This window comes from Spirochaeta isovalerica (assembly GCF_014207565.1).
In the GTDB taxonomy this organism is placed as follows: Bacteria; Spirochaetota; Spirochaetia; order DSM-2461; family DSM-2461; genus Spirochaeta_F; species Spirochaeta_F isovalerica.
In genome coordinates this window covers 169,606-194,414 of sequence record NZ_JACHGJ010000002.1, presented here as the reverse complement: position 1 = coordinate 194,414, position 24,809 = coordinate 169,606, and the positions used below count along the sequence as shown (strand labels likewise).

Below are 24,809 nucleotides of genomic sequence, written 5' to 3'. Positions count from 1 at the left end.
GATGAACCGCCCCGGCTGAGGGGCGGTTCAGGAGTTTTTTATAAGAAAAAATCAGTCGTCAAATCTTCTTTTGCCTTTTTCCAGCATTTTCTGAAGAGTGTCCGCGGGGTTCTGGCATTTGCTCAGAAGAATCATGGCGGCGATGATGTAGGGTTTGTAGCTGGCTTCTTTGTAGAGAGGATCTCTGTATCTGTCAAAAACTGATGCGGCTACTTCGCCTTCTTTACAGCTGACACCTGATATGTCAGCGGGGAGGCAGTGCATATAAAGCGCTTTCCCTTCTTTGGTTGTCGCCATAAGCTCTTCCGTACATTCCCAATCTTTGTACTTGGCGTTCTGTGCGAGAAGTTCCTGCTCAAGAGCTTTGATTCCATCGTGGTCGCCCTCACCATAAAGGTTGGTTCTCTTTTCCATAGCCGCGAAAGGTGCCCATGATTTGGGATACACGATATCCGCATCTTTGAAGGCTTCCGCCATGGAGTTGGATTTAACGAATTTTCCGCCTGATCTCTCGGCGTTAACTCTGGCTACTTCTTCAACTTCAGGCATGATTTCATAACCTTCGGGATGAGCCAGATGCACTTCCATTCCGAGCCTGGTCAAAAGTCCGACGATTCCCTGGGGAACGGAAAGAGGTTTGCCGTAAGAGGGGGAATAAGCCCAGGTCATGGCAACTTTCTTGCCCTTGAGGTTTTCGATTCCGCCGAACTCGTTAATAAGATGAAGAGCATCGGACATGGACTGTGTGGGGTGGTCGATATCGCACTGGAGATTGACGAGAGTCGGTCTCTGCTCGAGAACGCCGTCCAGGTGTCCCTGCTTAACTGAGTCGGACACTTCCTGCATATAGGTGTGTCCTTTTCCGATGTACATATCGTCTCTGATTCCGATAACGTCAGCCATGAAGGAGATCATGTTAGCGGTTTCCCTTACGGTTTCGCCGTGCGCTACCTGGGATTTTCCTTCATCGAGATCCTGGACTTCAAGACCGAGAAGATTACAGGCGCTGGCATAGCTGAATCTTGTTCTGGTGGAGTTATCTCTGAAGAGGGAGATTCCCAGACCGCTGTCGAACAGTCTTGTGGATATGTTTTCCTCTCTCAGGTTTCTGAGGATATCGGCAACGAGGAAAGTCGATTTGATCTCATCGTCACTCTTATCCCATGTCAGAAAAAAATCATCATTGTACATTTTGTCACTGGCCAGACGGGACAGTTCTTTTATCATCTCTTCGATACGAATTTTACTCATTGAAATCTCCTATTTCTATATCCTTCTACAATTGTAGTTAAATTGTTATATGGGTTCCAGTCTCTCCGGCCACAGCGGCTTTAATGTGTTCCGGATCGGTGATAATGGCTTCTTTCCCGCCTTTTTCCAGGAAACTGACAACGGCCTGAACTTTGGGCAGCATACTTCCGGGAGCGAAATGCCCTTCGTCCATGTATTTTTTCATTTCGTCAAGAGAGACATTCAGCAGTCTCTTCTCTTCCGGCGTATTGAAGTTCAGAGCCACCTGGGGAACACCGGTAGAGATGATCAGCAGATCCGCCTTGAGATCCGCAGCAAGAAGGCTTGTTGCAAAATCCTTGTCGATAACAGCGTCGATTCCCGTAAAACCGTTTTCTTCACGGACCACCGGGATCCCGCCGCCGCCGACAGCGATGACATTGAATCCCGCATCGATGAGCGTATTGATGGCTTCGCGCTCCACGATACTCTGCGGTCTGGGAGAAGGAACGACTCTCCTGTATCCCCTACCGGCATCGGAAACCATGTTCCAGTCAGGATGCTCTTTTCTGATGGTCTCCATCTGCTCTTCAGAGTAAAAAGTCCCGATAGGTTTGCTCGGATTGGCAAAAGCCTGATCCTCTTTATCAACTTCCACCTGGGTTACGATAGTCACCGCGCTTTTATCCATGCCGCGGCTCTTGAATTCATTGTCCATAGCCTGCTGGATCTGGTATCCGATAGCGCCCTGCGTATCGGCTCCGCAACTTACCAGAGGAACGGAGTGCATACCCGCTGTTTCATGAGCGATTTCCGATCTTCTGAGGATGAAACCGACCTGAGGTCCGTTTCCGTGAGTGACAACTACGCTGTACCCTTCCTCTATGAGATCAACAATATGCTTTGCAGTAGTACAGATGGCCTGATACTGATCCTCTACTGTCTGATGGTCTTTATCTGTGATTAAGGAGTTTCCCCCGATTGCTATAACAGCCAATTTCTTATCCATGTTGACTGCCTCCTGTTTTTTCGATTTTTTCTATAATGATCAAACAAAGTATGATTGTCTGATATTACCACGAAACAGTCCGGGTTGTAAAATTCTTTCAACAAAAAATGATCTGTTCATTCGCCCATATTGCTCATGTATATTATTTTATCTATAATTGCCCCCCGTATAGAGTTATCCGGGTTTAGTTACTTAAAGACCCGGACAAAGTAAAAAAGGAGAAAGACATAATGTCCAATAACTCTGAAGCGAGAAGAATTCTCGATCAAACAGCCAATCCCGCCCCTCTGGGACTGATGGGATTCGGTATGACAACCGTACTGCTGAATATTCACAACATAGGGCTTTTTGAGCTCAATTCCATGATCCTTGCCATGGGAGTCTTTTTCGGAGGACTGGCTCAGATTTTCGCCGGCCTGCACGAACAGAAAAAAGGTAACACTTTTGCCGCAACAGCCTTCACTTCCTACGGAGCCTTCTGGCTGTCCTTCGTAGCGCTGCTCGAACTCCCCCGATTGGGATGGGCACCGGCTTCTGATGATCTGTCCATGGGGTTTTACCTGCTTATGTGGGGAATCTTTACAGGATTCATGTTTATCGGAACTCTGAGACTCACAAGAGCTCTTCAGGTCGTATTCGGCACGCTGACATTGCTTTTCTTCCTGTTAGCCATAAAAGATTTCACAGGTATCGCCTTTGTAGGACGAGTAGCCGGTGTCGTGGGAATCTTCTGCGGATCCAGCGCCATCTACACGGCCATGGGAGAAGTTCTCAACGAGCTGTACAGCAAAGAAGTTTTGCCCCTGGGTTACAGAAAGTAATCTACGCTTAAGATTGGATTTGAAAGGAGCCGGGAACGGCTCCTTTTTTTATTCATTTACAAGAATTTCAATGCCTATTTCTTTGCAGAAAAGAATAAGCGATTTGTATTCTTCTTCAACTATCTGCTTCAAAATCCCCATATCCAACTTCTGATATTCATGGATTACGATATTTCTGAAACCTGTCATGGCAATCATGGATTTAGTAGAAGCTGATGATATTATTCCGGAATTTTCAAGAAGATGAAATGATTCCGCGCTATTCTGGGGCATTCCCAAATGCTTAATAGCGACAAGATGCTGGGCCAAATCAATAGCTGCCTGACAAGCCCTCTCCAGATTGAGGATTAATGCATCAATATGAGTAAAATTATCCAGTTGGGGATTTGCGTTGTATTCCTCTCTCATTCTTCTAAGAGACCGTTCAATAATGGCTGATTTATTCAATATGACATTATCGGCTTGCATAGGCTTCCACAATTTCCCTTCTATCTTCATTAAATTGAATGTACATCCCCAGAAGATTAGCCCTGAGCAGATTCATTTTGTCTTCATCTCTGACAAACACAGGAATACCTTTCAACAAGGCTTCTCTGGCATAGATCAGGTTTTTCGAAGAGATAATCCCCAGATCAACAGTTCTTGAGAATTCATAAGATAAAGATGATGAAAGGCTTAAAAAATCAGATGGTAAGATTTTTTTACCTGATTCGGTAAGTAAAGCCATATCTATATCACTATCCGGTCTTAATTTACTGGTGGCAGCACTTCCCAGTAAAAAAACAGCAACGACCTTATCGTATTTCCTGAATATATCTGCCGCAACAGTCTGGATCTTCTCAATCATATAATCAAAATGTATGTTAAAAAACGGTTTATCACAAGGATAAACCGATTTGAAGTCATTCTATAAATAGATCGTATAATTTACCTGTTCTCTTTTTTAAAAGCTTTAGCCGCTGCGGCCAGCCCCGCCAGGGCAAACCCCGCGCTTACGGCAAAACAGATCCAGAGAGGAATCGCAGCGGCTCCTGCCGATTGAGCGGAATCGAGTGCAGTCTGCCGCAACCCGGTAACCACATAGGTCGTCGGATTGGCCAGAGCTCCGATACGCATCCACAGGGGAAGCGATGCAAGGGGATACAGCGAGTTGCTCAGAAACAGCAGAGGCATTTGAAGAAGGAAAATGAGCATGTGATATCCTTCGGAACTGTCAGTCATAGTTGCCGCGGCCAGAGCCAATCCGGAAAAACCGATTCCGAAAGCAGCTATGAGAATCAAACCGCCCAACCATCCGAAGGGGTTTCCGTTCAATTCCGCTCCCATGATGAGGCCGACCAGAAAAATGATAAGTGCCTGAATGAGCACTTTTGTAGTGATCGTCAGAACATGCCCTGAAAGGATGCTCACCCGGGGAACCGGAGCGGCTCTGTATTTTTTTACGATACCGCTTAACCTTTCGTTCAACCAGGTCGATCCTCCTGCGATGGCGGCTCCTACTGCTGTAAGGGCGACGATTCCAGGAATCATAAAGGTCATATAATTATCCCCTTTCATCATGCCGCGCATACCCACGCCGAAAAGAACGACCCAGAGAAGAGGCTGAATCAGCATTCCGGCTATTTCCTCGGGATGCTTCAGCGTCTTGTGCATATATTTCTGCCAGAAAATAAATGTAGCGTTCATATTTATCCTTTTTCAGTCTCTTAAATGCCGCCCTGTGTGCTTTAGAAAAACATCTTCCAGGGTTGGTTTCGATAGAGTGATATCTTCAATTCTGTAACCGCAGCCGAATGCCTTTTCCACAACCTCTGCCAGCCTGCGATTGCCTGAATCAACGCCGATCTGGACCATATCGCCTATGGCTTCCACGGTTTCTACAAAAGGCAGATCTTTTAAAGTCCGAATCAGGGTTACCTTATCCCCTGTGCCCTTCAGGCGAATTCCATCGGAACCCATCTGGTCAATAAGCTCCCGGGGAGTCCCCTCTGCCATGATTTTTCCCCTGTCGATGATTCCCACTCTGTCCGATACGGCTTCGGCTTCATCCATATAATGAGTTGTCAGCAAAACGGTTATTCCCTTTTGTTCCTGCCGTGATTTTATATACTCCCAGATCTTTGTCCGGTTCTGTGGATCCAACCCCTGGGTCGGCTCATCGAGTATAAGAATCTCAGGATCTGCGACTAGACCGCGGGCCAGCTCAAGGCGCCTTTTCATCCCTCCGGAATAGGTTTTCACAGGGCGGTCAGCCACCTCTTCCAGTTCCACTAACGCGAGCAGCTCTTTGATCTTCCCGCTTCGCTCGGCTTTTTTCATTCCGTACAATCTTGCGTGATAGTCAAGATTCTCCCTTCCTGTGAAATCCGGTTCCAGAACGATTTCCTGAAAAGTCGTTCCGATTTTCCGGCGGACTTTTCCCGGCTCCCTGACGATATCCAGACCGGCGACTTTCGCCGTGCCGGACGTAGGCCGGAGAAGCGTGGACAGCATGGATATGGTTGTTGTTTTCCCGGCGCCGTTCGGTCCCAGCAGAGCGTAGACCGAACCGGTCTGTACCGAAAGACTGATTGAGTCCACAGCCGGCATCTCCCCTCCGTAGGAGCGTGTCAGACCCTCAATACTGATAGCGGTGTTTGAAATCAAAGGGAGGCCTCACTGTTTATGACTTCATCAATCCAGGGGGTTACGATATCGATAAATTTCTCCGGACTCTCCTCATGGGGCATATGCCCGGCGCCGTTGATAATCTCCAGCTTTGATTCCGGTAACAATCGATCCAGTTTCACACTGTCTTCAACGGGTACTATGGCGTCTTCGCTTCCTGAAATGACCAGGACGGGTACATCGATGGAAGAAATTCGGGACTCAAAATCATAAGTCTCAGCCCCCCAGGCCTTCAGGTACTGCCAGAGAGCGGCATCCCAATTCTCCACTTTTGTCAGGATCATTGTATCTTCCTTCCGCTTTCCGTTGAAAAAAGCGGGGTCGGCATAGCAGGATTCATAAAAGGGAACATTGTTTCCCATCATCCTGGCGAAAAGCGGACCGATATTTTCCATCTGACGACTTTCCAGGAGCCATTCGGGCATGGTTTCGCTGACAAACACCGCCGCATCGACCAGTATCATACCGGCGACTCTCTCCTCATGCTCAAGGGCTGTGCGTACTGCCAGAGTACCTCCGTATGATGAACCGACCAGATAGACCTGATCGAGATCAAACTCATCGAGCAGAGCCACTAGCTGATCTACCGCCGCTTCCTGTGTATAGGGATTGGCTCCGGACCAGTCACCGGATATCATTTTTTCACTCAGTCCGTAGGGAACCTGGTCATAAGCGATGACCCGTCCCATGGAACCGAAAAAGTCCATAACCCTGTCCCAGGAATACAGGTTGTACATGGAGCCGTGAAGGAGAACAAAAACAGGTTCATCCTTATCTGCCCCGCCCTTTTCCCTATAATGGATTTCAATGCCATCAGTCCCTTCAAAGGGAATAGTGACAAAACGGCTGTCGTTCCTTTGAACCTCTTCAACAGAGACCACATCCTCTAGAGGTGATGGAGAAATAAACAGAGGAACGATGACTGCCAGCAATGCAAGTGAGGCAATCACAATAGCGATAATGAGTAAAATTCTCTTAATAAGCTTCTTTTTCATACTAAATCCTTATATTTAATGCTTTATAGCACTTTATATACTGTGATATTTTATTAAAGTCAACTATACAGCTTGATTTTTAATGCTTTATAGCATTATTATGGGATAAATGAATGATTCGACTCTACAACACGCCAAAGAACTACTGACCTATCTGGAAAATTACCTGAAGCAATCCGGTGCAGAGACTTTAAAATCTGACTGGATCGTCGATTTTTCCCGCTGGTTATTGAGCTCCGGAGAAAAGGAAAACATCGCAGAGGAACACGACGGTTCGGGAATGGAAGACATTCTGATCGGAATGCATCTGGTCAATATGGCCAACCTCCTGAAAAAAGAACAGAATCGGTTTGCGACCGAAACGCCCTTTTCATCCTTTATGGATTTCCAGTACCTTTTCGTTCTGAACGAACACGGAGACATGACAAAATCCCGGTTGATTTTTTCCAACAATATGGAAATGTCGTCGGGAGTTGAAGTGGTCAATCGTCTGAATAAACAGGGCTGGATAGAGGAGAAGGAGAACCCCGATGACCGGCGATCGAAACTGGTCAGCGTAACAGAAGAAGGACGGAGAACTCTGGATGAATACAGGGAACAGGGACTGAATATCTATAAATCCTGTTCTATCGGTTTGGAAGACAATGATAAAAAAGCTTTACTGAATTCGCTAGGTCTTTTAAGCCGGCTCCAGAACTGACACTTAAGGCTTGATTCTATTCCACATATTATCGGCCATTTTCTCAAACAGGGCTTTATCATAGGGCATGGATTGATTCTGAAGATAGTGAAATCCCTCTAACTGAACAGATTCACCACATCCTCTTTCCCCAGAGATTTGAAGAAACTGCTCTCCGTGGAAACGACATCCTCCACAAGCATCTTCTTGCGGTTCTGCATCTCCAGAATCTTGTCCTCCACCGTATCCTTGGCGATGAACTTATAGGCGATAACACGGTTCTGCTGTCCGATCCTGTGGCTTCTGGCAATGGCCTGGGCTTCGATAGCGGGATTCCACCAGGGATCGAAGAGAACGACGTAATCCGCTGATGTGAGGTTGATTCCCACTCCCCCGGCTTTGAGGCTGATCAGGAAAACGCGGTTCGACTCATCATTCTGAAAGCTCTTGATCTGCCCGTCCCGGTCCCGGGTCTGTCCGTCCAGATAGGAATAGGTGATTCCCGCCTGATCCAGATAATCACGTATGATATGTAAAGATTTGACAAACTGGGAGAAGATGAGGATTTTGTGATTCTCCTCTAGAATCTCTTTAATCAGGTCCTTAAGCATTTCAAACTTGGCGGGGATGATATGGCTGTATTCCTCGGAAACCATTTTCGGAAAGTTTGCCGCCTGCCGGAGCCTGAGAAGGGCTTCGAATATAACCATCTGCGACCCCGCCACACCGTTGTCGTTGACAGAATCGCTGACTTTATTCCGGTAATATTCCCGAATCTCGTTGTAGAGCTTGCGCTGTTCGTATCCCAGTTCGATATGCTGGATAATCTCCTCTTTTTCCGGAAGATCTTTGACGACGTCTTCTTTCTTTCTGCGCAGAATAAAGGGAAAGACGATTTTTCTGAGCAGTTCCGTCGCCCCTTCATCATTTTCATCCTCGATGGGCCGGGCGAATCGCCGCTTATACTGTTCCGCCGAACTGAGAAGTCCCGGGTTGAGGAAGTCGAACTGGGCCCAGAGATCCATTGTGTTGTTCTCGATAGGTGTACCGGTCAGAGACAGGCGATGCCTTGCATGGACCAGTTTGACGCTTTTGAATATCTGGGAGGAGGCGTTTTTAATATTCTGGGCCTCATCGAGTATGAGATAAGTGAAATCCATTGAGGAGAAGAGCTCTATATCATTTCTGAGAGTGTGAAAGCTGACCAGAATGATGTCGAAGTCCTGAAGCTCAAGTTCCGTTTTAGCCCTGCCGGGACCGTAGTGACGGAGAGTCTTGAGAGAAGGCGTGAATTTTTCAGCTTCATCCTGCCAGTTGGGCATGGTACTGACAGGAACGACGATCAGGGCTTTTTCAAGCTTCCCTTCGTTTTTCAACTTCATAAGCAGGGCCAGAGTCTGGATCGTTTTTCCCAGTCCCATATCATCGGCCAGACAGCCGTTGAGGTTATACTGATTCAGAAAGTACAGCCAGTTGAGTCCCGCCTGCTGATAGTGCCGGAGAGTCGCGTTCAGACCTTCGGGAGGCTCGGCTTCTTCTATCTCATCAAAATGCTGAAGACCTTCGATCGCCTTCCCGAGCCGGAGGACCTCCTCGTTGTCGCGGTTTTCAATCTCATCGTACAGAACATCGATCATACCCAGATTGAAGGAAGAGAGACTCAGTTCCCCGTCGTCATCCATTCCCATATTCCGGAGCTGTTCCAGCTTTTCCAGATCGGCCTGACGGATCAGGTAGAACCCGCTCCGCCCTTTCATAAGGGGATCGCCGGGAGTGAAGCTGTCAAAAACGGGATCATCGAGATTCCCTTCCGTATCTTTAATCCGCGCTTTTATATCGAGCCAGTCATGGCTCTTGTTGACATTGAATGAGAATCCGGCGGCCATACGGATCTTCTGTTTGGTTCCCCGCCTTCTCAGCTCGGCACCGTCGGAAATGAGCTGTTCCCCGAAATGGAGGAGCATCTTGTCCACCGAACTCTTGAACTCGAAAGTGAAGCCGTCGCGGAACTCGAGATCGCTGTATATGAGTTTGTCTTCCATTACTTCGCAGAAATAGTTGAAAGCTTCAAGCTCAAAAGCCGTATTCCTGTTTATGATAGTTGTCACATCATCAGTTTTTTCGGATATGAATGAGGCTGTCGTGTTTTTTCTGAAAGCAAATTCGCGGTCTTCATAGCGAAAGAAAAGAGAGATTCGGGACTTTCTTCCTCTTTCGGAGAATTCCAGTATGGGAACAGGCTCGGGATTAACGTACTCGATTCTGCTCTGAGGCAGTTCGACGAAGATTCCTTCAGGCAGCCCCTTCCCCACTCTTTCCGACAGGCTGATAATTTCCTCTTCGCTCATGGACGTGCAGTTTGCAAAAAAGTCGATAATCCAGTCTGATGCCTCATTAACTTGCCGCATATAGAAAATAACGGCGCTGTGTATATCAAGAAGGTAGAAGAGGCCGCTGTCGTTGTAGAATTCATGGGGGAGATAGAGAGTCCGGGAAGAAGTTTTTCCATCGGAGAATGTCACCTGAGGCATATAAAAGGGGTCGCCCCCTTTATGATCGTAAAAAACGAAACTGATGCGCGTCTCCAGTATTTCCCTCACATGCACATCGATGAGCCCCCGGTAGTCCCGGTAATAGAAAGAACCGATTTCACCCAGTTCGATCTGATTGAAAGCATCAGAAAGGCGATAAAGTCCTTTGTTTTTTTTAAGCAGTTTGTGAAACTTTTCTTCCAGGCCGGACAGTTCACCGGTCTCATCAGATGTTCCCCAGGGATGAAGGGGATTCTCCTCTTCTCCGGGATAATTATTGAGATGATAAGCCGTTGCCGAAAGCCCCCTCGTCATGGTATCTGTGAAAAAATCCGGTTCGATAACAAAACCGTGAGACCAGGGAGGCTTCTCTTCAGGAGGCTCTTCCGGAATCGGTTCGGGTTCAGGTTCGGGGAGACGTTCTGACTCATTTACGGTTTTTCTTTCCGGTTCCGGCGGCTGCTCATGATCAGGCTCCAGGACAGGTTCAGCTTCCCTATGCTTTTCCGGCAAAGGCTCGGATATGATTTGAGCGTCCGATTGTCTTTCCCTATCGGAAAGCTCCGCAGGAACCGATTCAGCAGTTTCGCCTTTTTTGGACTTTTTCGATGTTTTTATGACTTTCGACTTGGGCGTAACGGCCTTTCGGGGTTCCGGTTGGGAGAAGAGATCCGGCTGAAAGAGATCTGCTGATGCGAAGAGAGGAAGATCATCAAAAAGAGAGAGAGGCTGCTCATCTACCGTTTTCTTTTCTGCCTTCTTCTTTGAGGACTTTGAGGGGCTTTTTTTTGTTTTTCTTACTTTCTCCGGCTGAGGCTCCTGGAAACCCGGTTCGAAGTCATCAAATAGAAACTGCTGTTCCATAGGGCTTTGAAATATTGGCGTATTTGAAGATAAAAATCAATAAGGGAAAAAGTACCACTTATAGTCGGCTTCCAGCTGTCCGAAATAGTCTACGCTCTGGGAAGAACTGGAATAATTGAGGTGAAAAAGGGAGATGTAACCGCTGTGGTGTTCGAATGCGAAATAGAGCAATCCCCCGGGATACCCATTGTGAAAGACAGCTAGTCCCTGCCCCTGGAGAAAGGGATCATCGCTTTGCGTATTGAATTCGACGACCGCAAGAGTCCCGGAACCGGAAAGCTGATTGGGATCCAGATAATCGAGAAATGTAAAACCATCAATTTCCGCTTCATAGGGGATACTCCATCCTACCTCTCCCGTATAGGCGGTGTAAGTGACAAGAGTTCCGCTTATATCGGTGCTTATTGATATGCCGGGAGTGGAAAAGTCGATACCGCTTAAAAAACTCTGCAGATACCCGGTCATGATTTGGAAAGGAGATAATGGGCCGAATGCAGTTAAATTGCCGAAAGCCGGAGCCCGCCCTTCACTCCATACGGAATTTGCCTGAAAAGTGTTTCCATCAAAAAAAATTTCCGCTCCACCGTTCCCCCATTTACCGGTTTCATTGATTTTCCAGTCAGTTCCCCCGCCGGTAACGCTCCAATGCACATAAACCGGCTCGGGATCGGAGTCGTATTTGTAAAAAGGGAGAAAATCAAAACATCCGGACAGCAGAAATGCCGCGATTATCAGAATTACAGATTTTTTCACAGGCGGACTCCTATGGCCGGGGAATAGCGGATCGAGTCGATATTGAAACTGTCGAGACTGAAATCGGTTATATAAAAATAGTTGGACAGATAAATATCGACCTTACCCAGATCCAGTCCGATACCCGCATTAATTCCGACAGCGGTCCAGAAAGCAATTACGCTTCCTGTCTGGAACCCTTCCGCGTCACGGGCGAAACCGTTACTCCAGTGAATAGTCGGTTTGTTCTGAAGACGAAAAATATCAGCTGTTATCCCCAGAAAGATCTCCAGCTTCCTGTTGACGATGAAGAAATCCAACTCAACGGGAATGGAAAAGGTCATGGAAGGATTTTCATCAGCGAGCCAATCATCCTCTCCGCTTCTGTTAATAAAGTCATATGTTCCCGAAACACCCACATTCAGGGCGAACCAGGGCCGGGGTTCCCAGAACAGACCGGCTGTGAGCAAAGCGCCTCCGCCTGCGGTCAGATTGAACTTCAGAGGCCTTTCTCCGCTTTTCAGCATATCGGGATTCCAGAGCACGGAGAGATCCATAGAACTATAGGCGGCCTTTATGGCCAGCACGTCCCTGCTGTCCGGAAGGATATCACTGGATTTGATGGATTCGAGCGATTCCCAGACGCTGCCGTAGCGAACCGCAAGCTGCTTTTGAAAATTGCGTCTGTCGGGAATGCGCTTTTCACCAATGAAATGAAGATACATATTGTTAATGGACTGAAAATCGGTGCGATATTTTTCAGCAAAATCCGGCGTTACCCGACCAGCGAGAGCCAGGAGAAGCTCGTTCTCGCCCAATTGTTCTCCATAGAGTTCAAAATCCCTGTTCATGAGAATTTGAAGCATTTGAAGCCTTTTGAGAATCAATACATATTTGAGAGCCCACTTAAAATCGAAAGAAGCGGGAGTCGTATGCAATTCATAGTCTATAAAGTCATAATCCTCCATAAAAAAAGAGAGGTCGATCATATCCCCGAAAATAAAATTAGTGGTGGCTCTGCGCTGCTCCAGTTCGATAAGAATTTTGAGTCTGTAATCTTCCAGAACAGGTTTGTCCTCCATCCAGTCCGGCATCTGTTCCAGAAACGAGGTAATTTCATCCCTCAAATCAAATAGCGATTCCTTATTGTCTATGGCCCTTTCGATACGCCGTTTCAGATCGAGGATCACTGTCTCTTCGCTTCCCAGCATATCGGGAAGAGTAAACGTGAATTCGGCGGAACCGACTGCAGGAACCGTCACATTTTCCGTAAGAAGGACACGTTCGATCCGCAATCTTTTCTGCCTGATTTCGACAAGATGTTCTCCCGGTTCGACATTGACAACTTTGAGATCTGAACCGGCCTCTTCTCCGTCGATATAGACAGTGTATCCGCCGCTTGCCCCGGTAGGCCGCAAGAGGATTGTACCCGTTGGCGAATCAGGTGCGGACGTTTCGGTTTCGTCAGGTTCAGCAGGTGATTCCGGTCCGGCAGCTTCTGCAGTTTCGGGATTCGCCAAAGCCGCGTCCGCAGTTTCGGACACTCCCGCCGGCGTGTCATCGATTACGACAGCGCTGTCCGGTCCTTCACTGAGAACGCCTTCATCCGCAGCGGGAACATCCGCTGTATCATCGCTGAAAAGGGGAAAGGAGAAAATAAATATGAGGAGAAACAACAAGCGCTTCATCAATTAATTGTTGAACCAAAAGTCTTATAAAGTCAAACACCGCCCGGCATAATCCGTAAGCGGTGCTGATTATCAATAAGCTTTAGCAAATACCACCCGCCGTTTGCTCGGCGCTCCGCAGTGTATACACTTACCTGCTTCCTCTTTTGCATCGAGAGGTATGTTCCGGATGGTGATCTTCAGATCCTTCAGCTCATCTTCGCATTGGACGGAACCGCACCAGTGAGACAGGGCGAATCCCCCGTGGATCTCCGGCTTGTCCTTGTTTTCCGGCGTAAAATAGGCTTCGAACTCATCTTTGTCGTCGATGGTTCTGGTGTTTTCATCGCGGAATGCTTTGGCACGGTCGAAGAGAGTCTTCTGTATATCGTCGAGAGTCGCATGAAGATTTTTCACAAACTCATCTCTATTAATAAAATCCTTCTTCAGCTCGGGATTGTCGCGGCGCAGAACCGCCAGAGAGTTCTTTTCGATATCGCGCATACCCACTTCTACTTTCAGGGGAACGCCTTTTTTAATCCAGCTCCAGTTCTTCTCGCCGCCGCGCATATCCCTGTCATCCACATCGGCGACGATATGTCTCTCATGATATCTTCCGAGTCCGCGGATCTCCGTTCTGATCTCTTCGATAAAGGCGAGAACCGTATCGCGCTCCTCATCAGTCTTGTAGATGGGAAGGAACACGACATGGGCCGGAGCGATTCTCGGAGGGAGAACCAGACCGTTGTCGTCGGAGTGAGTCATGATCAGCGCGCCGATCAGCCTTGTGGAAACACCCCAGGAGGTGGTCCATGCATACTCTTCCTGCATGTCTTTGGACTGGAATTTGATATTCGAAGCTTTGGCGAATTTCTGTCCCAGGAAATGGGATGTACCGGCCTGAAGGGCCTTTCTGTCCTGCATCATCGCTTCAATGGAATAGGTGGAAACGGCTCCGGGAAATCTCTCCGATTCGCTCTTCTCACCGGTAATGACCGGAATAGCCATGACCTGTTCGGCAAAATCCCGATAGACGCCCAGCATCTTGATGGTTTCGTCGACCGCTTCCTCTTTTGTGGCATGAACCGTGTGTCCTTCCTGCCAGAGGAATTCAGCTGTTCTCAGAAACAGCCTGGTCCGCCTCTCCCAGCGGACGACGTTGGCCCACTGATTGATGAGTATGGGGAGATCTCTGTAGGAATTGACCCACTTGGAGAAAGTGGCGCCGATAATCGTCTCGCTGGTCGGTCTAACGATAAGGGGCTCATCCAGTTCGCCGTCGGGAACAAGTGTCCCTTCAGAGTTTTTTGTCAGTTTGTGATGGGTGACAACGGCGCACTCCGTTGCAAAACCTTCAACGTGGTCAGCCTCTTTCTGCAGATAACTTAAGGGGATGAACAGAGGGAAATAGGCGTTCTTGTGTCCTGTCGCCTTGAACATATCGTCCAGTTCCTTCTGAATGTTTTCCCAGATGGTGTATCCCCAGGGTTTGATAACCATGCAGCCGCGGACATCGCTGTTTTCCGCCATGTCGGCCGCCTTGATCACTTCCTGATACCAGATGGGGTAGTCTTCATCCCTTCGGGGATTGATTGCTGTCTTGTTGTCTTTTGCCATGGGCTTTCCTGTATTTTATTAGTATTTCAATATTTCTTTTAAGGTGATAATCATAGGGGAAAATCCTTCGGTTTTCAATGGTTCGGAACGCTGCATCCCCTTAATAATTTTACAGATCGATACCTTCTTCGAGCCGTCGCGGTTCTTCCTGCTCTCCTTTGAGAGATTCGGCGATCCTGTCGCATTGTTTCTTCAGAAGGGGATGAATATACCGGGGGGCGATATCGCAGAGCGGCCTGAGAACGAAGAGCCTGTCCTGAATACCCGGGTGGGGAATAATTACATGGGGGTCGGAGCTGACGATATCATCGTAGAAGAGGATATCCAGGTCGATGGTTCTCGGTCCCCAGTGAACGGTTCTCTCTCTTTTCAATTCGGCTTCGATTTCCAAAAGGCGGTTCATAAGCGCCCCGGGAGACAGAACTGTGCGGACTTCCGCGGCCCCGTTGAGAAACCTGTCCTGATCTGTATTGCCATAGGGTTCGGTTTCGTAGATAGACGACACGCGGGATACGCGGCAGCCTTCTGAAGCATCCATAAGCTTCAGAGCCCTGCTGAGATGATCCATCCGGTCACCCATATTGGAACCCAAGGCGATATAGGCTGTATGCCATTCTTTTTCCATTTACTATTTCCCCCTTCGAGAAATGCCCAAACCGGCACAAGCAGTTCTGAAACTACCGCTTTTAAGCTGGAGCGCAGATTATTTTAAGCGATTCTCCCTGATTTCTGCAAAGATTGATTCCCGCTATAGTTTTCATCTCTAAAAATGATATAATCATTTTCCATGAGCCGATTGGAAGACTTTATTGCCAGATGGCTGTCCCGGAGCGGAGACGCGACATTCTGGTCCTGGGTTATCACATTTCTCTATGCCGTTGTCATCATACTCTCTTTCCTGTACACGAGAAAGATCCGGGGAGACAAGCCGCTCCACCTTTTATGGATGGCCCTTTCTACATTTCTGCTGGCCATGGGTGTCAACAAACAGCTGGATTTTCAGACTCTGCTCATTATGGGGGGCAGGTATCTTGCCTGGAAGACCGGATTTATCCGCTACGGCTGGGTCATTCAAATGGCTGCCGGGGCGATTATCTCCTCTTTGTGCTTTGCCGCTATTCTATATATTCTGATCAGATGCCGGTCCGTCCTGAACCGGGCAAAGACGGCGCTTGCCGGAACTGCTATCCTGCTTCTCTTTCTTTTCATCCGCATAGGCTCGATAACAGGCCTCAGGACTGCCATGATACTCCAGTACATAATATTTCATATACACGCCCTAGAGCTTCTGGGACTGACTATCATATTTGCGTCACTGATTTACTACATCTTTCTCGATGCAAAAAAAGAGCAGCTCCCTCACCGGGAAGCTGCTCCTGAACTTTAAATCTTACCGAGCTCTTTCAGTACTTTTTCAGGACTGAAAGGCCAGCTTCTCATCCAGACGCCTACAGCATCATGGATAGCGGCAGCGATAACCGGAGCGGCTCCGTTCGTGCTGATCTCCGAAACGGACTTTCCGCCATAGGGACCGAAAGGATCTTCTGTAAAGATCAGTTCCGCTTTGAAGTCTTCAGGCAGATCCTTGATCATAGGCACATGATATGTATCAAAGTTCGTAGTGAGACATTTTCCCTTTTCATCGAGAACCATTTCTTCCCACATGGTGTGTCCGATTGATTTGAGGACACCGCCGTAAATCTGACTGAGGGCGATCTCCGGATTGATCGGGGTTCCGATATCCTGAAGCGCATAGTATTTCTGAAGCTTCACTTTACCGGTTTTCACATTGACCGCCACCTGGCAGAAGTGAGCCCCGTAGGGAAACGCCGCGTCATCAGTCACGAAGTGAGCATGGGCGACCATCTGTCCCGGACCGTCTCCCTCTCCGCTTTCGCAGTGATGGGCGATCTCACGGTAGGTCAGTTTCCCTTTCTTACCGACAATGTAACCGGGATATTCGGGCTGAAGATCCTCTTTCGGCTCTTCGAGCATTTCCGCCGCGACGGTCAGAATATTATCGAGCAGTTTTTCCGAAGCCTTTTTGGCGGCATTACCGGAAAAATAGGTTCCGCTTGATGCGTAGGCCCCTGTGTCAAAAGGCGTGTTGTCCGTATCACCGGAAAGAATGGATACGAGATCCATATCAACTTTCAGGACTTCACTGGCCATTTTCACGCAGACCGTATCGAGTCCCGTTCCGAGATCCGCTCCACCGGAATGCAACATAAATGTTCCGTCGGCCAACATCTTTATATCCGCGTTGGACTGGTCCAGACCGGGCAGACCCGATCCCTGCTGTATAATGGCCACGCCTTTTCCGATTTTCCAGTCAGGATCGTCGCTTTCCTCTTTTTTGCCCCATTCGATCATCTTCGAACCTTTATCCAGGGCGTCGTCGAGACCGCAGCTTTCCACCCGCGCCGGCGTTCCTTCCCGCCCTTCACCAAGACAGCGGAGTATTTCCAGCATAACGCCTTCGGAGACTCTGTTTTTCTGAATCAGTTCCAGGTGATCCATTCCCAGCTCTTCCGCCAGCTCGGCTATGGCCGTCTGCAGGGCATAAGAACCTTTGGGAGCGCCGTAGCCCTGATAGGCTCCGGTGGGAGGAATATTGGTGTAATAAGTCGTTACATCGAATTTGAAGTTGTCGCACAAAAAGAGAGGCAGCGATTTGGAACAGGCATTCATGGGAACAGTCAGACAGTGGTTGCCGAATGGTCCGTTATTGGCCTTCACATTCATATAGACCGCTGTGAGCGTTCCATCTTTCTTCGCTCCGATTTTGACACCTATGGTCATGGGGAAACGGGTGCTGCACGACTCGAATTCCTCCTGTCTTGTGTACTGACTGAAAACCGGCTTGCCCGTCACCCACGTGGCATAGGCAGCCACATCTTCCAGAAGGACATCCTGTTTGGAACCGTAGCCTCCGCCGACGCGGGCTTTTTTAACATGGACTTTGTTTTCACGGATTCCCAGCAATGTCGATACGATCCGTCTCAGATGCCAGGGAACCTGGGTCGATGCGTCGATAACCAGGCGATCCCCGTCCATATAAGTATGAACGGTGTGCATTTCCGCAGGGGTACACTGAATCTGCGATGTTTTGTATTCCCTTTCAAGAACTACATCGGCTTCGGCGATTCCCTTATCGATATCGCCGATTCCACCTGTAACGGAAGCAGCGATGTTTTTCCTGGTATTGCCTCCGATGGGGAACTGATAGACAACGGTTCCCTCGGCGGGATCGGTCCCTTTATTCAGATCATCAATATCATCGGGAGCCCCGACGACATACTCCATAGGTCCGCCCTGAACGAGAGGCGCCCCGGGAGCGGCCGCTTCATCGACCGAAAAAATCGGTTGGAGAACATCGTATTCCACTTTGATCTTGCCGATAGCCGCCAGCGCGGTCTCTTCATCAACAGCGACAACGGCAGCCACACGGTCTCCCACATGGCGTACTTTCTTATTGAACATCGATTTATCATAGGGAGAAGGTTCGGGAAATCCCTGCCCGGCTGTCGTATAAGGTTTTTCAGGAGTGTTTTTATAGGTTAAGACGATTTCCACTCCTTCCATAGCTTCCGCTTCCGATGTGTCGATTGACTTGATCCAGGCATGAGCATGGGGCGAACGGAGCATCTTGAGAACGCAGGCATCGGCCGCTTTCTTGTCTTCGACAAAAGCTTTCTCACCGCGGGCCAGCATAGGGCCATCAACTTTCCGTCTTGCCGTACCGACATCTCTGAGATCTTCCCGGAACTCAGGAGCAATATCGCCGGTGAAGGACTCATCTTTCATCCGTTTCTTTGCCAGCTCGACAGCCTGAAAATATGGCTGATACCCGTTATCCCGGTGCAGGATTCCCGACAGGGCATCCTGAATTTCCTCTTTAGAGGGATCGGGATTCCGGTCAAGCAGATCCGTGAGAACCAGAGCCGCCGCCGGCGAGTTATAGGCGGACTGAACCAATCCCATATCCACGAGAGCCGACTGGACAGCGGAGAGATTTCTTCCACTGGAGAGAGACTCTACGGTTTTAATGACCTTTCCCTCGAGCTGAGCCGCAATCAGCAGCCCCGCATTGACGGGATACCCGTCGAGAATAATGGTATCGGAACCGGTATTCCCCCATCCGTCATCACTGTTGCGGACAGAGTTGATCCCCGCATCCTGAAGAAGTTTCCGGGCTGATAATCCGGGAGCCACATCGAATGAACGGGCTTTATTGTTTAATGTAAATTGTATTTTCATATAATCACCTCATTGCCTTTCCGACACAGTCTGCGGTCAGAACTGCACCGATATAATTGAGGTATGTCCCCCTTTCTCTCTTTTCCGTATAGGGAACCAGTTCATCCTGAACAGCATCCTGCACGGCATCGGCGCTGGCGAGAGAACCGTCAACCAGACGGGCTTCCACTTTTTTAAGGCGCATCGGCTTTTCGGCGACACCGCCAATAACAACGACTGCTTTTGCGACTTTTCCGCCTTCTTTGAGAACCGAAGCCGTCACAGTCAGTTCGGGCTTGCTGTTAGCTGTCGATCTCTGATCTTTCTGCATCAGAACAGCTTTGGATGAAGGGAGAATCACCGCTGTGATCAGATCGTCCCGATTCCCGCTGATATATTCTTCGAGTGTCTTTTTCCCTTTCCCGTCGGTTTCCACTTCCGCTTCCATAGCCAGAAGCCCGGCAACAAAGTTTGAACTGCTCATGCAGTATCCGATTTCGCCGCCCACGGTCGAGGCGTTGCGGAGGTTCCGGTTCGATTCTCCGGCGGCGCAATCCTTGAGGAATTGCGGAACATCTTCCGAATCCATCAGTTTCTGGAGAGTCACCATAGCGCCGATTTTCAGTGCGTTGTTTTCAAGTTCAATCGAATCCAGGCCGAGATGCTCCAGAGAGATATAGGCTGCGGCGTTAAAGTTCTCTCCGCCCTTGTTAAGTTTGGTTCCGCCGCCCAGAAAAAAGGCGCCGGGATTTTTATCTTTCATCTCCAGAGCTTCCGCGATACTGGACGGTTTAAAAAAATCTTTTATCATATTATCTCCTGTCACCCCTTCATATCCTGCTCAAGGAAATCCTTCAGAAGATTGAGGCATACCTGTTTTCTGTATTCAGCTGTGGATCGCTGATCGTCTATGGGAACAATGATAGCGGAATAATCATTGAGTATGGAAGGGATTTTCTCTTTCATTTCTTTCATAGTCAGCCCCTTGATATTCAGTTCAAGGTTTCTGTCCCGAACAATCACCGGACCGACGGCTCCGAAAGCAATAGATATATCGTCGATTCTGCCGCCCTTTACTTTAGCTGCGGCGGTAATGGAGCACTTGGTCAGGGCATTGGCGGCCCGGGTTCCCACTTTTCTGTATTTCTTCACATTCCACTCTTTCAAGGGAATGATGATTTCCTTGAGGATTTCCTCTTTTTTCCTGTCGGTCCGCCCGGGGCCTTTAAAGAAGTCCTCGGCTTTGACGATTCTTTCCCCATTCAGCGACTGGAGGCGGAATTTCGCATCGAGCGCATAAAGAGGAGGAATGGAATCTCCCGCCGGAGAGGCATTGCAGATATTGCCGCCCATAGTTCCCCTGTTGCGGAGAGCCGGCGCAGCGATCAGAGCGACCGCGTCTCTCAGTAAAACCGGCGTATGGGGATGGTTTTCAATATCCGTCAAGGTGGCAGCAGCACCGATAATCAGGTCCTGTCCGTCCTTGCGGATCTGCTTCAATTCACTCAGGTGACCGAGAAATACAACATCCTTTTTAAACTTAGGCAATTGCGGCGCGGCATTCTGAACCATAAGGTCCGTTCCACCGGCAAAGGGGATCAGGTCTTTCTCAGCCATCAGCTTCAGGAGCTCATCAAGAGTTTCCGGCCTGTAGCTTTCACTCATTTCCGCCCCCCTTTCGCCGCCGCTTTGACAGCGCTTATAATCATATCGTACCCGGTGCACCGGCAGAGATTCCCCGAAAGGGCAGTCCGTATCTCATCGCTTGTGGGGTCCTCATATTTCCTTAAGATCCATTCGGCCCCGACCATCATGCCGGGGGTGCAGAAACCGCACTGAACGGCCCCTTCTTCGGCAAAGGCATCGATGATACGCTTACCGTTCTCACTTTCGCGAATGCCTTCGACCGTCTCGACAGCCGCACCTTCAATGGTTCCCACGGGAATGAGGCAGCTGTTGACAATTTCTCCATCGAGGAGAACCGAACAGGCACCGCACTCACCTTCCCCGCATCCTTCTTTCACGGAAGTGAGGGCACAGTCCTCCCGGAGAACATCGAGAAGTCTTTTAAGAGGATCTATTTCCATGGAGACCTTTGCTCCGTTAAGGACAAAATCAATTTTCTTTTTCATTTACCTGCCTCCATGATTCTCTCCGGAGTCAGAGGAATGGTGTCGAAGTGTTTTCCCGAAGCCATTGCCACAGCGCTGACAAAAGCCGGAGCTCCGCCGTTGTGAACAATTTCTCCGGCCCCTTTGGCTCCGAAAGCTCCTTCCGAATAGGGATTGAGGACAAAATCATTTTCGATAGCCGGCACATCAAGGGTCGTCGGTATGACATAGTCCGCCATGGTCCGCTGCTGAATGCGCCCCTCTTTGAACTCCATCTTCTCCAGATAAGCCCAGCCGAGGCTCTGGACCAGACCGCCCTCGATCTGTCCCTCAACAATCATTCGGTCTATGGGAACGCCCACATCATAGACATTCCACAATCCGATGATAGAGACTTCGAAGGTTACAGGGTCAAACTCAACTTCAACGACATTGACGCCCCAGCTGTATGAGGGGTACGCATCTCCCTGAAAGGTTTCCTGATTCCAGGGAATGACAAAATCCGGTTCTTCATATTCCTGCCAGACCGTAATCTCCTCCCCGTCGACCCATTGATCCTTAAGCTTGGCCGAAGCCTTGCCGACCAGAGTTCCGACGATAACGATGGAACGGGAAGCGACCGTCGGACCGGAGTCGGGGACGATATCCGTATCGGGCTGAATGAATTCTATCTTTTCTATGGGAATGTCCAGAGTCCGGGCGGCGATTTTTGAGAATGTTGTCATCAATCCCTGCCCCATCTCCACGTTGGAGACATAAATCTCCACCACGTCGTCAGTTCTTTTGCGAAGCTTCACATGGGCGTTGATAATGGCTTTTTCACCATTACCGGTAAAGGCTCCTCCGTGATTGAAGAAGGAAAGACCGATGCCCCGGTTACCGCCTCTGCTGTATTCCTTCACTTTCCTGTCGAAACCGGACATTTCTTTCGCCCGGGCCAGAATTTCCGGAAGCTTGACCTCTTCATGAATCTTCCCGTTGGTGATAGTCACGCTGCCCTTCTTCATGAAGTGCCGTTCTTTATAGGCGACGGGATCGATGCCGGCCATTCCTGCCAGATGATCCATATGGGTTTCCAATGCGAAAATAGCCTGAGGCGCCCCGAACCCCCGGAACGCGTCAAAGGGCACATGGTTTGTAGCCAGAGCCCGGCCTCTCAGTTTCGTGTTGGGAATATCATAAACGCCGGTCGCGTGAAAAATCGTTCTCTGGAGAACAATGCAGGAACAGCTTTCAAAAGCTCCGCCGTCCAGTATGGAATCGAAATCCATAGCGGTTATGTTTCCCTCTTTATCAAGGGCTGTTTTTATGGTAATCCGCGAAGGGTGCCGTTTGACCGAATTGACAATATCCTCACCCCGTTCATAGAAAATAGCGATATTTTTCTTCAGTTTATCGACGGCTACAGCCAGAGCTGTGCTGATGATATCGGGATAGTGCTCTTTCCCGCCGAATGCTCCTCCTGTGGGAGCCTGGGTTACCCGCACTCCGTCGTCTTTGACTCCGAGAACCGGTGTTACAGCATGACGCACATAGAAAGGACACTGAAGAGAACCGTGGAGATGCACTTTACCGTCTTCCCAGACACCGACAAACCCCTGGGTTTCCATATAAATATGTTCCTGAGGACCTGTTTCATAAGTGTGTTCGTAAATCTGATCGGCTTCGGCGAAAGCCCGGTCGGGATCGCCTTTGAGAAGATGATAATCGGCGTAGCAATTATCGTCATTATGGAGTGCCCCGCCTTTCAGGGCCATGGATTCATCAAGGCTGAAAACTGCAGGCAGATCTTCGTATTCGACTTCGAACCGCTCTATAAGATCTTCCAGAACTTTCCGGTCCGGACCAACCACCAGAGCGATGGACTGGCCGATAAAACGGACCTCATTATCGGCGAAAACGGGCCAGTCGGCACCGAGCATGTGAATGGCATTCTCGCCGGGAATGTCATTCTTATCAATAATGTAATAGCCGTCAGGGATGGCTGGTTTTTTTACGCTGACAATCCTGGCGCGAGGCCTTTCGGAACGGAGAAATTTTCCGTAAAGAAGATCTCCAAAATCCCTGTCAGCAATATATTTTGTATATCCAGCGGTTTTTTCAACCGCGTCCAGTCTTCTGACGGGAGTGCTGATATTACTCATTATCTCCTCCCAGGAAGCCGTCTGCTGCTACACAGGACGAAAAACCAAAGCCGGCCCCCTATAATGTAATCATAAACAGGAAAGCGGAAAAAGTTTTTTTCACTTTTTCCGCATTCTGTTTACCTTTTATTTCTCAAGCATCAGAGGCAGCATGGCATAGAAGGCGCTGCAGATTTCAAGATCCTTCACACGGGTAATTTCATTAGGCGCGTGAGCCTGAGCCTCATCTCCGGGACCGAATCCGATAGTCGGAATCTTGTGGCGGCCGCAGGTGGCAACTCCGTTTGTAGAGAATGTCCATTTGTCAGTTTTAACCTCTGCTCCGTAGAGCTCTTTGAAGGCTTTCTGTCCGGCAACGACCAGTTCGTGATCCTCATCGATTTTCCATGTGGGAAAATAGAGTTCCTGTCCGTAATCGTAATCCCTATAGCCTCTTCTGGTGTAATCGGGCATATAGACTTTTTCAGGCTCTTCACCCAGAGCATCTTTTATATACTGCTTAACCTGGCTGATGGCCAGATCGGCATCTTCGCCCCAGGTCAGTCTTCTGTCCAGATACAATCTCGCCTGATCGGGAACAGCACACTGGCTGGGCCCTTTAACCTCAATCTGAGAAACGACAATGGTTCCCTTTCCAAGGAAATTGTCTTCATCGGGCTGAAGATCGGCATTGAGTTTTTCCATGGCGAGAGCGGCTCTTGCAGCTTTGTAAGCGGCACTTACACCTCTTTCGGGAGCAGAACCGTGGCTGGAAACACCCTTGATGATAACTTCCATCTCCATTCTTCCCCGGTGCCCTCTGTAGAGCTGACAGGAAGTGGGTTCTGTGGAAACGACAAAGTCGGGAACGACTTTCTCTTCTTCGATCAGGTATTTCCAGCACATGCCGTCGCAGTCCTCTTCCATAACAGTGAAAGTGAACAGACAAGTGTACTCGCCGTCATAACCGAGTTCTTTTATAATGCGTCCGGCCGTAATCATCGATGCCGCTCCGCCTTCCTGGTCGGAAGCACCCCGTCCGTGAACCAGACCGTCTTTGATGATACCGGAGAAAGGATCAGTCTTCCACTGAGAAGGATCGCCGACCTCAACCGTATCGATATGGGCATCGAATGCAATCATCTTGGGCCCGTTTCCGACGCGCCCGACAACACTGCCCAGACCATCGAGGCGAACCTCATCGAATCCCGCTTCCTTACACATTTCCATAATCGCTTCGCAGACTTCTTTCTCCTGCGCGCTGTAGGAAGGAATCTTAATCATTTTGGAAAGATTTTCCGCCGTGTAATCTCTGTATTTTTCAGCCAGTTCCAGAATCTGTTTCTTATCCATTTTCAATCATTCTCCTGTATCTTTTAAGATATTTTTTCATTTCATAATCATTCATAACCACTTTGATCGACGATGATTTGCTTTGATTTCAAGGCAGGCAAGACTCGAGGATCGGCGCATGCTCATGCAGGCAAGTACCCAGACTCGCAGCCCAACACGGAAATCAAGACA

General features: G+C 48.9%; 21 protein-coding genes. 3 read left to right on the top strand and 18 right to left on the bottom strand.

What is annotated here, in order from left to right; all coding sequences use genetic code 11:
• Positions 1–51: 51 nt before the first annotated feature.
• Entirely contained in the window at positions 52–1,251 is a 1,200-nt protein-coding gene (ygeW, locus tag HNR50_RS05805; RefSeq protein ID WP_184744811.1) for a knotted carbamoyltransferase YgeW, read from the bottom strand.
• 37 nt (positions 1,252–1,288) lie between these two features.
• Positions 1,289–2,239: a carbamate kinase gene (gene arcC / locus HNR50_RS05800; RefSeq protein ID WP_184744809.1), complete on the bottom strand. Its 951-nt coding sequence runs from the start codon at positions 2,237–2,239 to the stop codon at positions 1,289–1,291.
• Positions 2,240–2,469: 230 nt separating this feature from the next.
• On the opposite strand from arcC, the gene HNR50_RS05795 reads away from it, so the two are divergent.
• Entirely contained in the window at positions 2,470–3,060 is a 591-nt protein-coding gene (locus HNR50_RS05795; protein ID WP_184744807.1) for an acetate uptake transporter, read from the top strand.
• A 48-nt stretch (positions 3,061–3,108) separates the two neighbouring features.
• On the opposite strand, the gene hepT is transcribed toward HNR50_RS05795, so the two are convergent.
• From hepT to HNR50_RS05770, 5 genes are all read right to left on the bottom strand, one after another.
• Positions 3,109–3,507, bottom strand: a complete 399-nt coding sequence (hepT, locus tag HNR50_RS05790; protein WP_246433895.1) for a type VII toxin-antitoxin system HepT family RNase toxin — start codon at positions 3,505–3,507, stop codon at positions 3,109–3,111.
• A gap of 7 nt (positions 3,508–3,514) precedes the next feature.
• Positions 3,515–3,907, bottom strand: coding sequence for a type VII toxin-antitoxin system MntA family adenylyltransferase antitoxin (gene mntA, locus HNR50_RS05785; RefSeq protein WP_184744805.1), 393 nt, complete (start codon positions 3,905–3,907; stop codon positions 3,515–3,517).
• A gap of 80 nt (positions 3,908–3,987) precedes the next feature.
• Complete coding sequence (locus HNR50_RS05780; protein WP_184744803.1) at positions 3,988–4,746, bottom strand: ABC transporter permease; 759 nt, start codon at positions 4,744–4,746, stop codon at positions 3,988–3,990.
• A gap of 12 nt (positions 4,747–4,758) precedes the next feature.
• Positions 4,759–5,706: an ATP-binding cassette domain-containing protein gene (locus HNR50_RS05775; RefSeq protein WP_221439816.1), complete on the bottom strand. Its 948-nt coding sequence runs from the start codon at positions 5,704–5,706 to the stop codon at positions 4,759–4,761.
• Positions 5,703–6,722 (bottom strand): alpha/beta fold hydrolase, encoded by a 1,020-nt coding sequence (locus tag HNR50_RS05770; RefSeq protein ID WP_184744801.1) that lies wholly within the window; start codon positions 6,720–6,722, stop codon positions 5,703–5,705. Before HNR50_RS05770 ends, HNR50_RS05775 begins: the two co-directional genes overlap by 4 nt.
• Before the next feature lie 109 nt (positions 6,723–6,831).
• Between HNR50_RS05770 and HNR50_RS05765 the strand changes: the two genes are divergently transcribed.
• Positions 6,832–7,422 carry a MarR family winged helix-turn-helix transcriptional regulator gene (locus HNR50_RS05765; RefSeq protein WP_184744799.1) on the top strand — a complete coding sequence of 197 codons (591 nt, stop codon included), beginning with the start codon at positions 6,832–6,834 and terminating at the stop codon, positions 7,420–7,422.
• 98 nt (positions 7,423–7,520) lie between these two features.
• Here HNR50_RS05765 and HNR50_RS05760 read toward each other — a convergent pair whose 3' ends face one another.
• From HNR50_RS05760 to folK, 5 genes are all read right to left on the bottom strand, one after another.
• Positions 7,521–10,796 (bottom strand): DEAD/DEAH box helicase, encoded by a 3,276-nt coding sequence (locus HNR50_RS05760; protein WP_184744797.1) that lies wholly within the window; start codon positions 10,794–10,796, stop codon positions 7,521–7,523.
• Positions 10,797–10,832: 36 nt separating this feature from the next.
• Positions 10,833–11,549: a membrane lipoprotein lipid attachment site-containing protein gene (locus HNR50_RS05755; protein WP_184744795.1), complete on the bottom strand. Its 717-nt coding sequence runs from the start codon at positions 11,547–11,549 to the stop codon at positions 10,833–10,835.
• On the bottom strand, positions 11,546–13,216 hold the full coding sequence (locus tag HNR50_RS05750) for a thioredoxin domain-containing protein (RefSeq protein ID WP_184744792.1): 1,671 nt from the start codon (positions 13,214–13,216) through the stop codon (positions 11,546–11,548). The genes HNR50_RS05755 and HNR50_RS05750 overlap by 4 nt, the downstream gene beginning before the upstream one ends.
• 72 nt (positions 13,217–13,288) lie before the next feature.
• Complete coding sequence (gene proS, locus HNR50_RS05745; protein WP_184744790.1) at positions 13,289–14,812, bottom strand: proline--tRNA ligase; 1,524 nt, start codon at positions 14,810–14,812, stop codon at positions 13,289–13,291.
• 109 nt (positions 14,813–14,921) lie between these two features.
• The gene (gene folK, locus HNR50_RS05740; protein ID WP_184744788.1) at positions 14,922–15,437 is read right to left on the bottom strand and encodes a 2-amino-4-hydroxy-6-hydroxymethyldihydropteridine diphosphokinase; all 516 of its coding nucleotides are present in this window, start codon (positions 15,435–15,437) and stop codon (positions 14,922–14,924) included.
• Positions 15,438–15,599: 162 nt separating this feature from the next.
• On the opposite strand from folK, the gene HNR50_RS05735 reads away from it, so the two are divergent.
• Positions 15,600–16,199 carry a hypothetical protein gene (locus HNR50_RS05735; RefSeq protein WP_184744786.1) on the top strand — a complete coding sequence of 200 codons (600 nt, stop codon included), beginning with the start codon at positions 15,600–15,602 and terminating at the stop codon, positions 16,197–16,199.
• On the opposite strand, the gene HNR50_RS05730 is transcribed toward HNR50_RS05735, so the two are convergent.
• From HNR50_RS05730 to HNR50_RS05705, 6 genes are all read right to left on the bottom strand, one after another.
• Positions 16,196–19,072, bottom strand: a complete 2,877-nt coding sequence (locus HNR50_RS05730) for a molybdopterin-dependent oxidoreductase Mo/Fe-S-binding subunit (protein WP_184744784.1) — start codon at positions 19,070–19,072, stop codon at positions 16,196–16,198. The two genes, HNR50_RS05735 and HNR50_RS05730, sit on opposite strands and share 4 nt — an antisense overlap.
• A 4-nt stretch (positions 19,073–19,076) precedes the next feature.
• Entirely contained in the window at positions 19,077–19,862 is a 786-nt protein-coding gene (locus tag HNR50_RS05725) for an FAD binding domain-containing protein (protein ID WP_184744782.1), read from the bottom strand.
• 11 nt (positions 19,863–19,873) lie between these two features.
• A complete protein-coding gene (locus HNR50_RS05720) occupies positions 19,874–20,716 on the bottom strand; it encodes an FAD binding domain-containing protein (RefSeq protein WP_184744780.1) in 843 nt (280 codons plus the stop codon).
• Positions 20,713–21,183, bottom strand: coding sequence for a (2Fe-2S)-binding protein (locus tag HNR50_RS05715; protein ID WP_184744778.1), 471 nt, complete (start codon positions 21,181–21,183; stop codon positions 20,713–20,715). Before HNR50_RS05715 ends, HNR50_RS05720 begins: the two co-directional genes overlap by 4 nt.
• A complete protein-coding gene (locus HNR50_RS05710) occupies positions 21,180–23,306 on the bottom strand; it encodes a xanthine dehydrogenase family protein molybdopterin-binding subunit (protein ID WP_221439815.1) in 2,127 nt (708 codons plus the stop codon). Before HNR50_RS05710 ends, HNR50_RS05715 begins: the two co-directional genes overlap by 4 nt.
• Positions 23,307–23,432: 126 nt before the next feature.
• Positions 23,433–24,638 (bottom strand): YgeY family selenium metabolism-linked hydrolase, encoded by a 1,206-nt coding sequence (locus HNR50_RS05705; RefSeq protein WP_184744776.1) that lies wholly within the window; start codon positions 24,636–24,638, stop codon positions 23,433–23,435.
• Positions 24,639–24,809 lie beyond the last annotated feature (171 nt).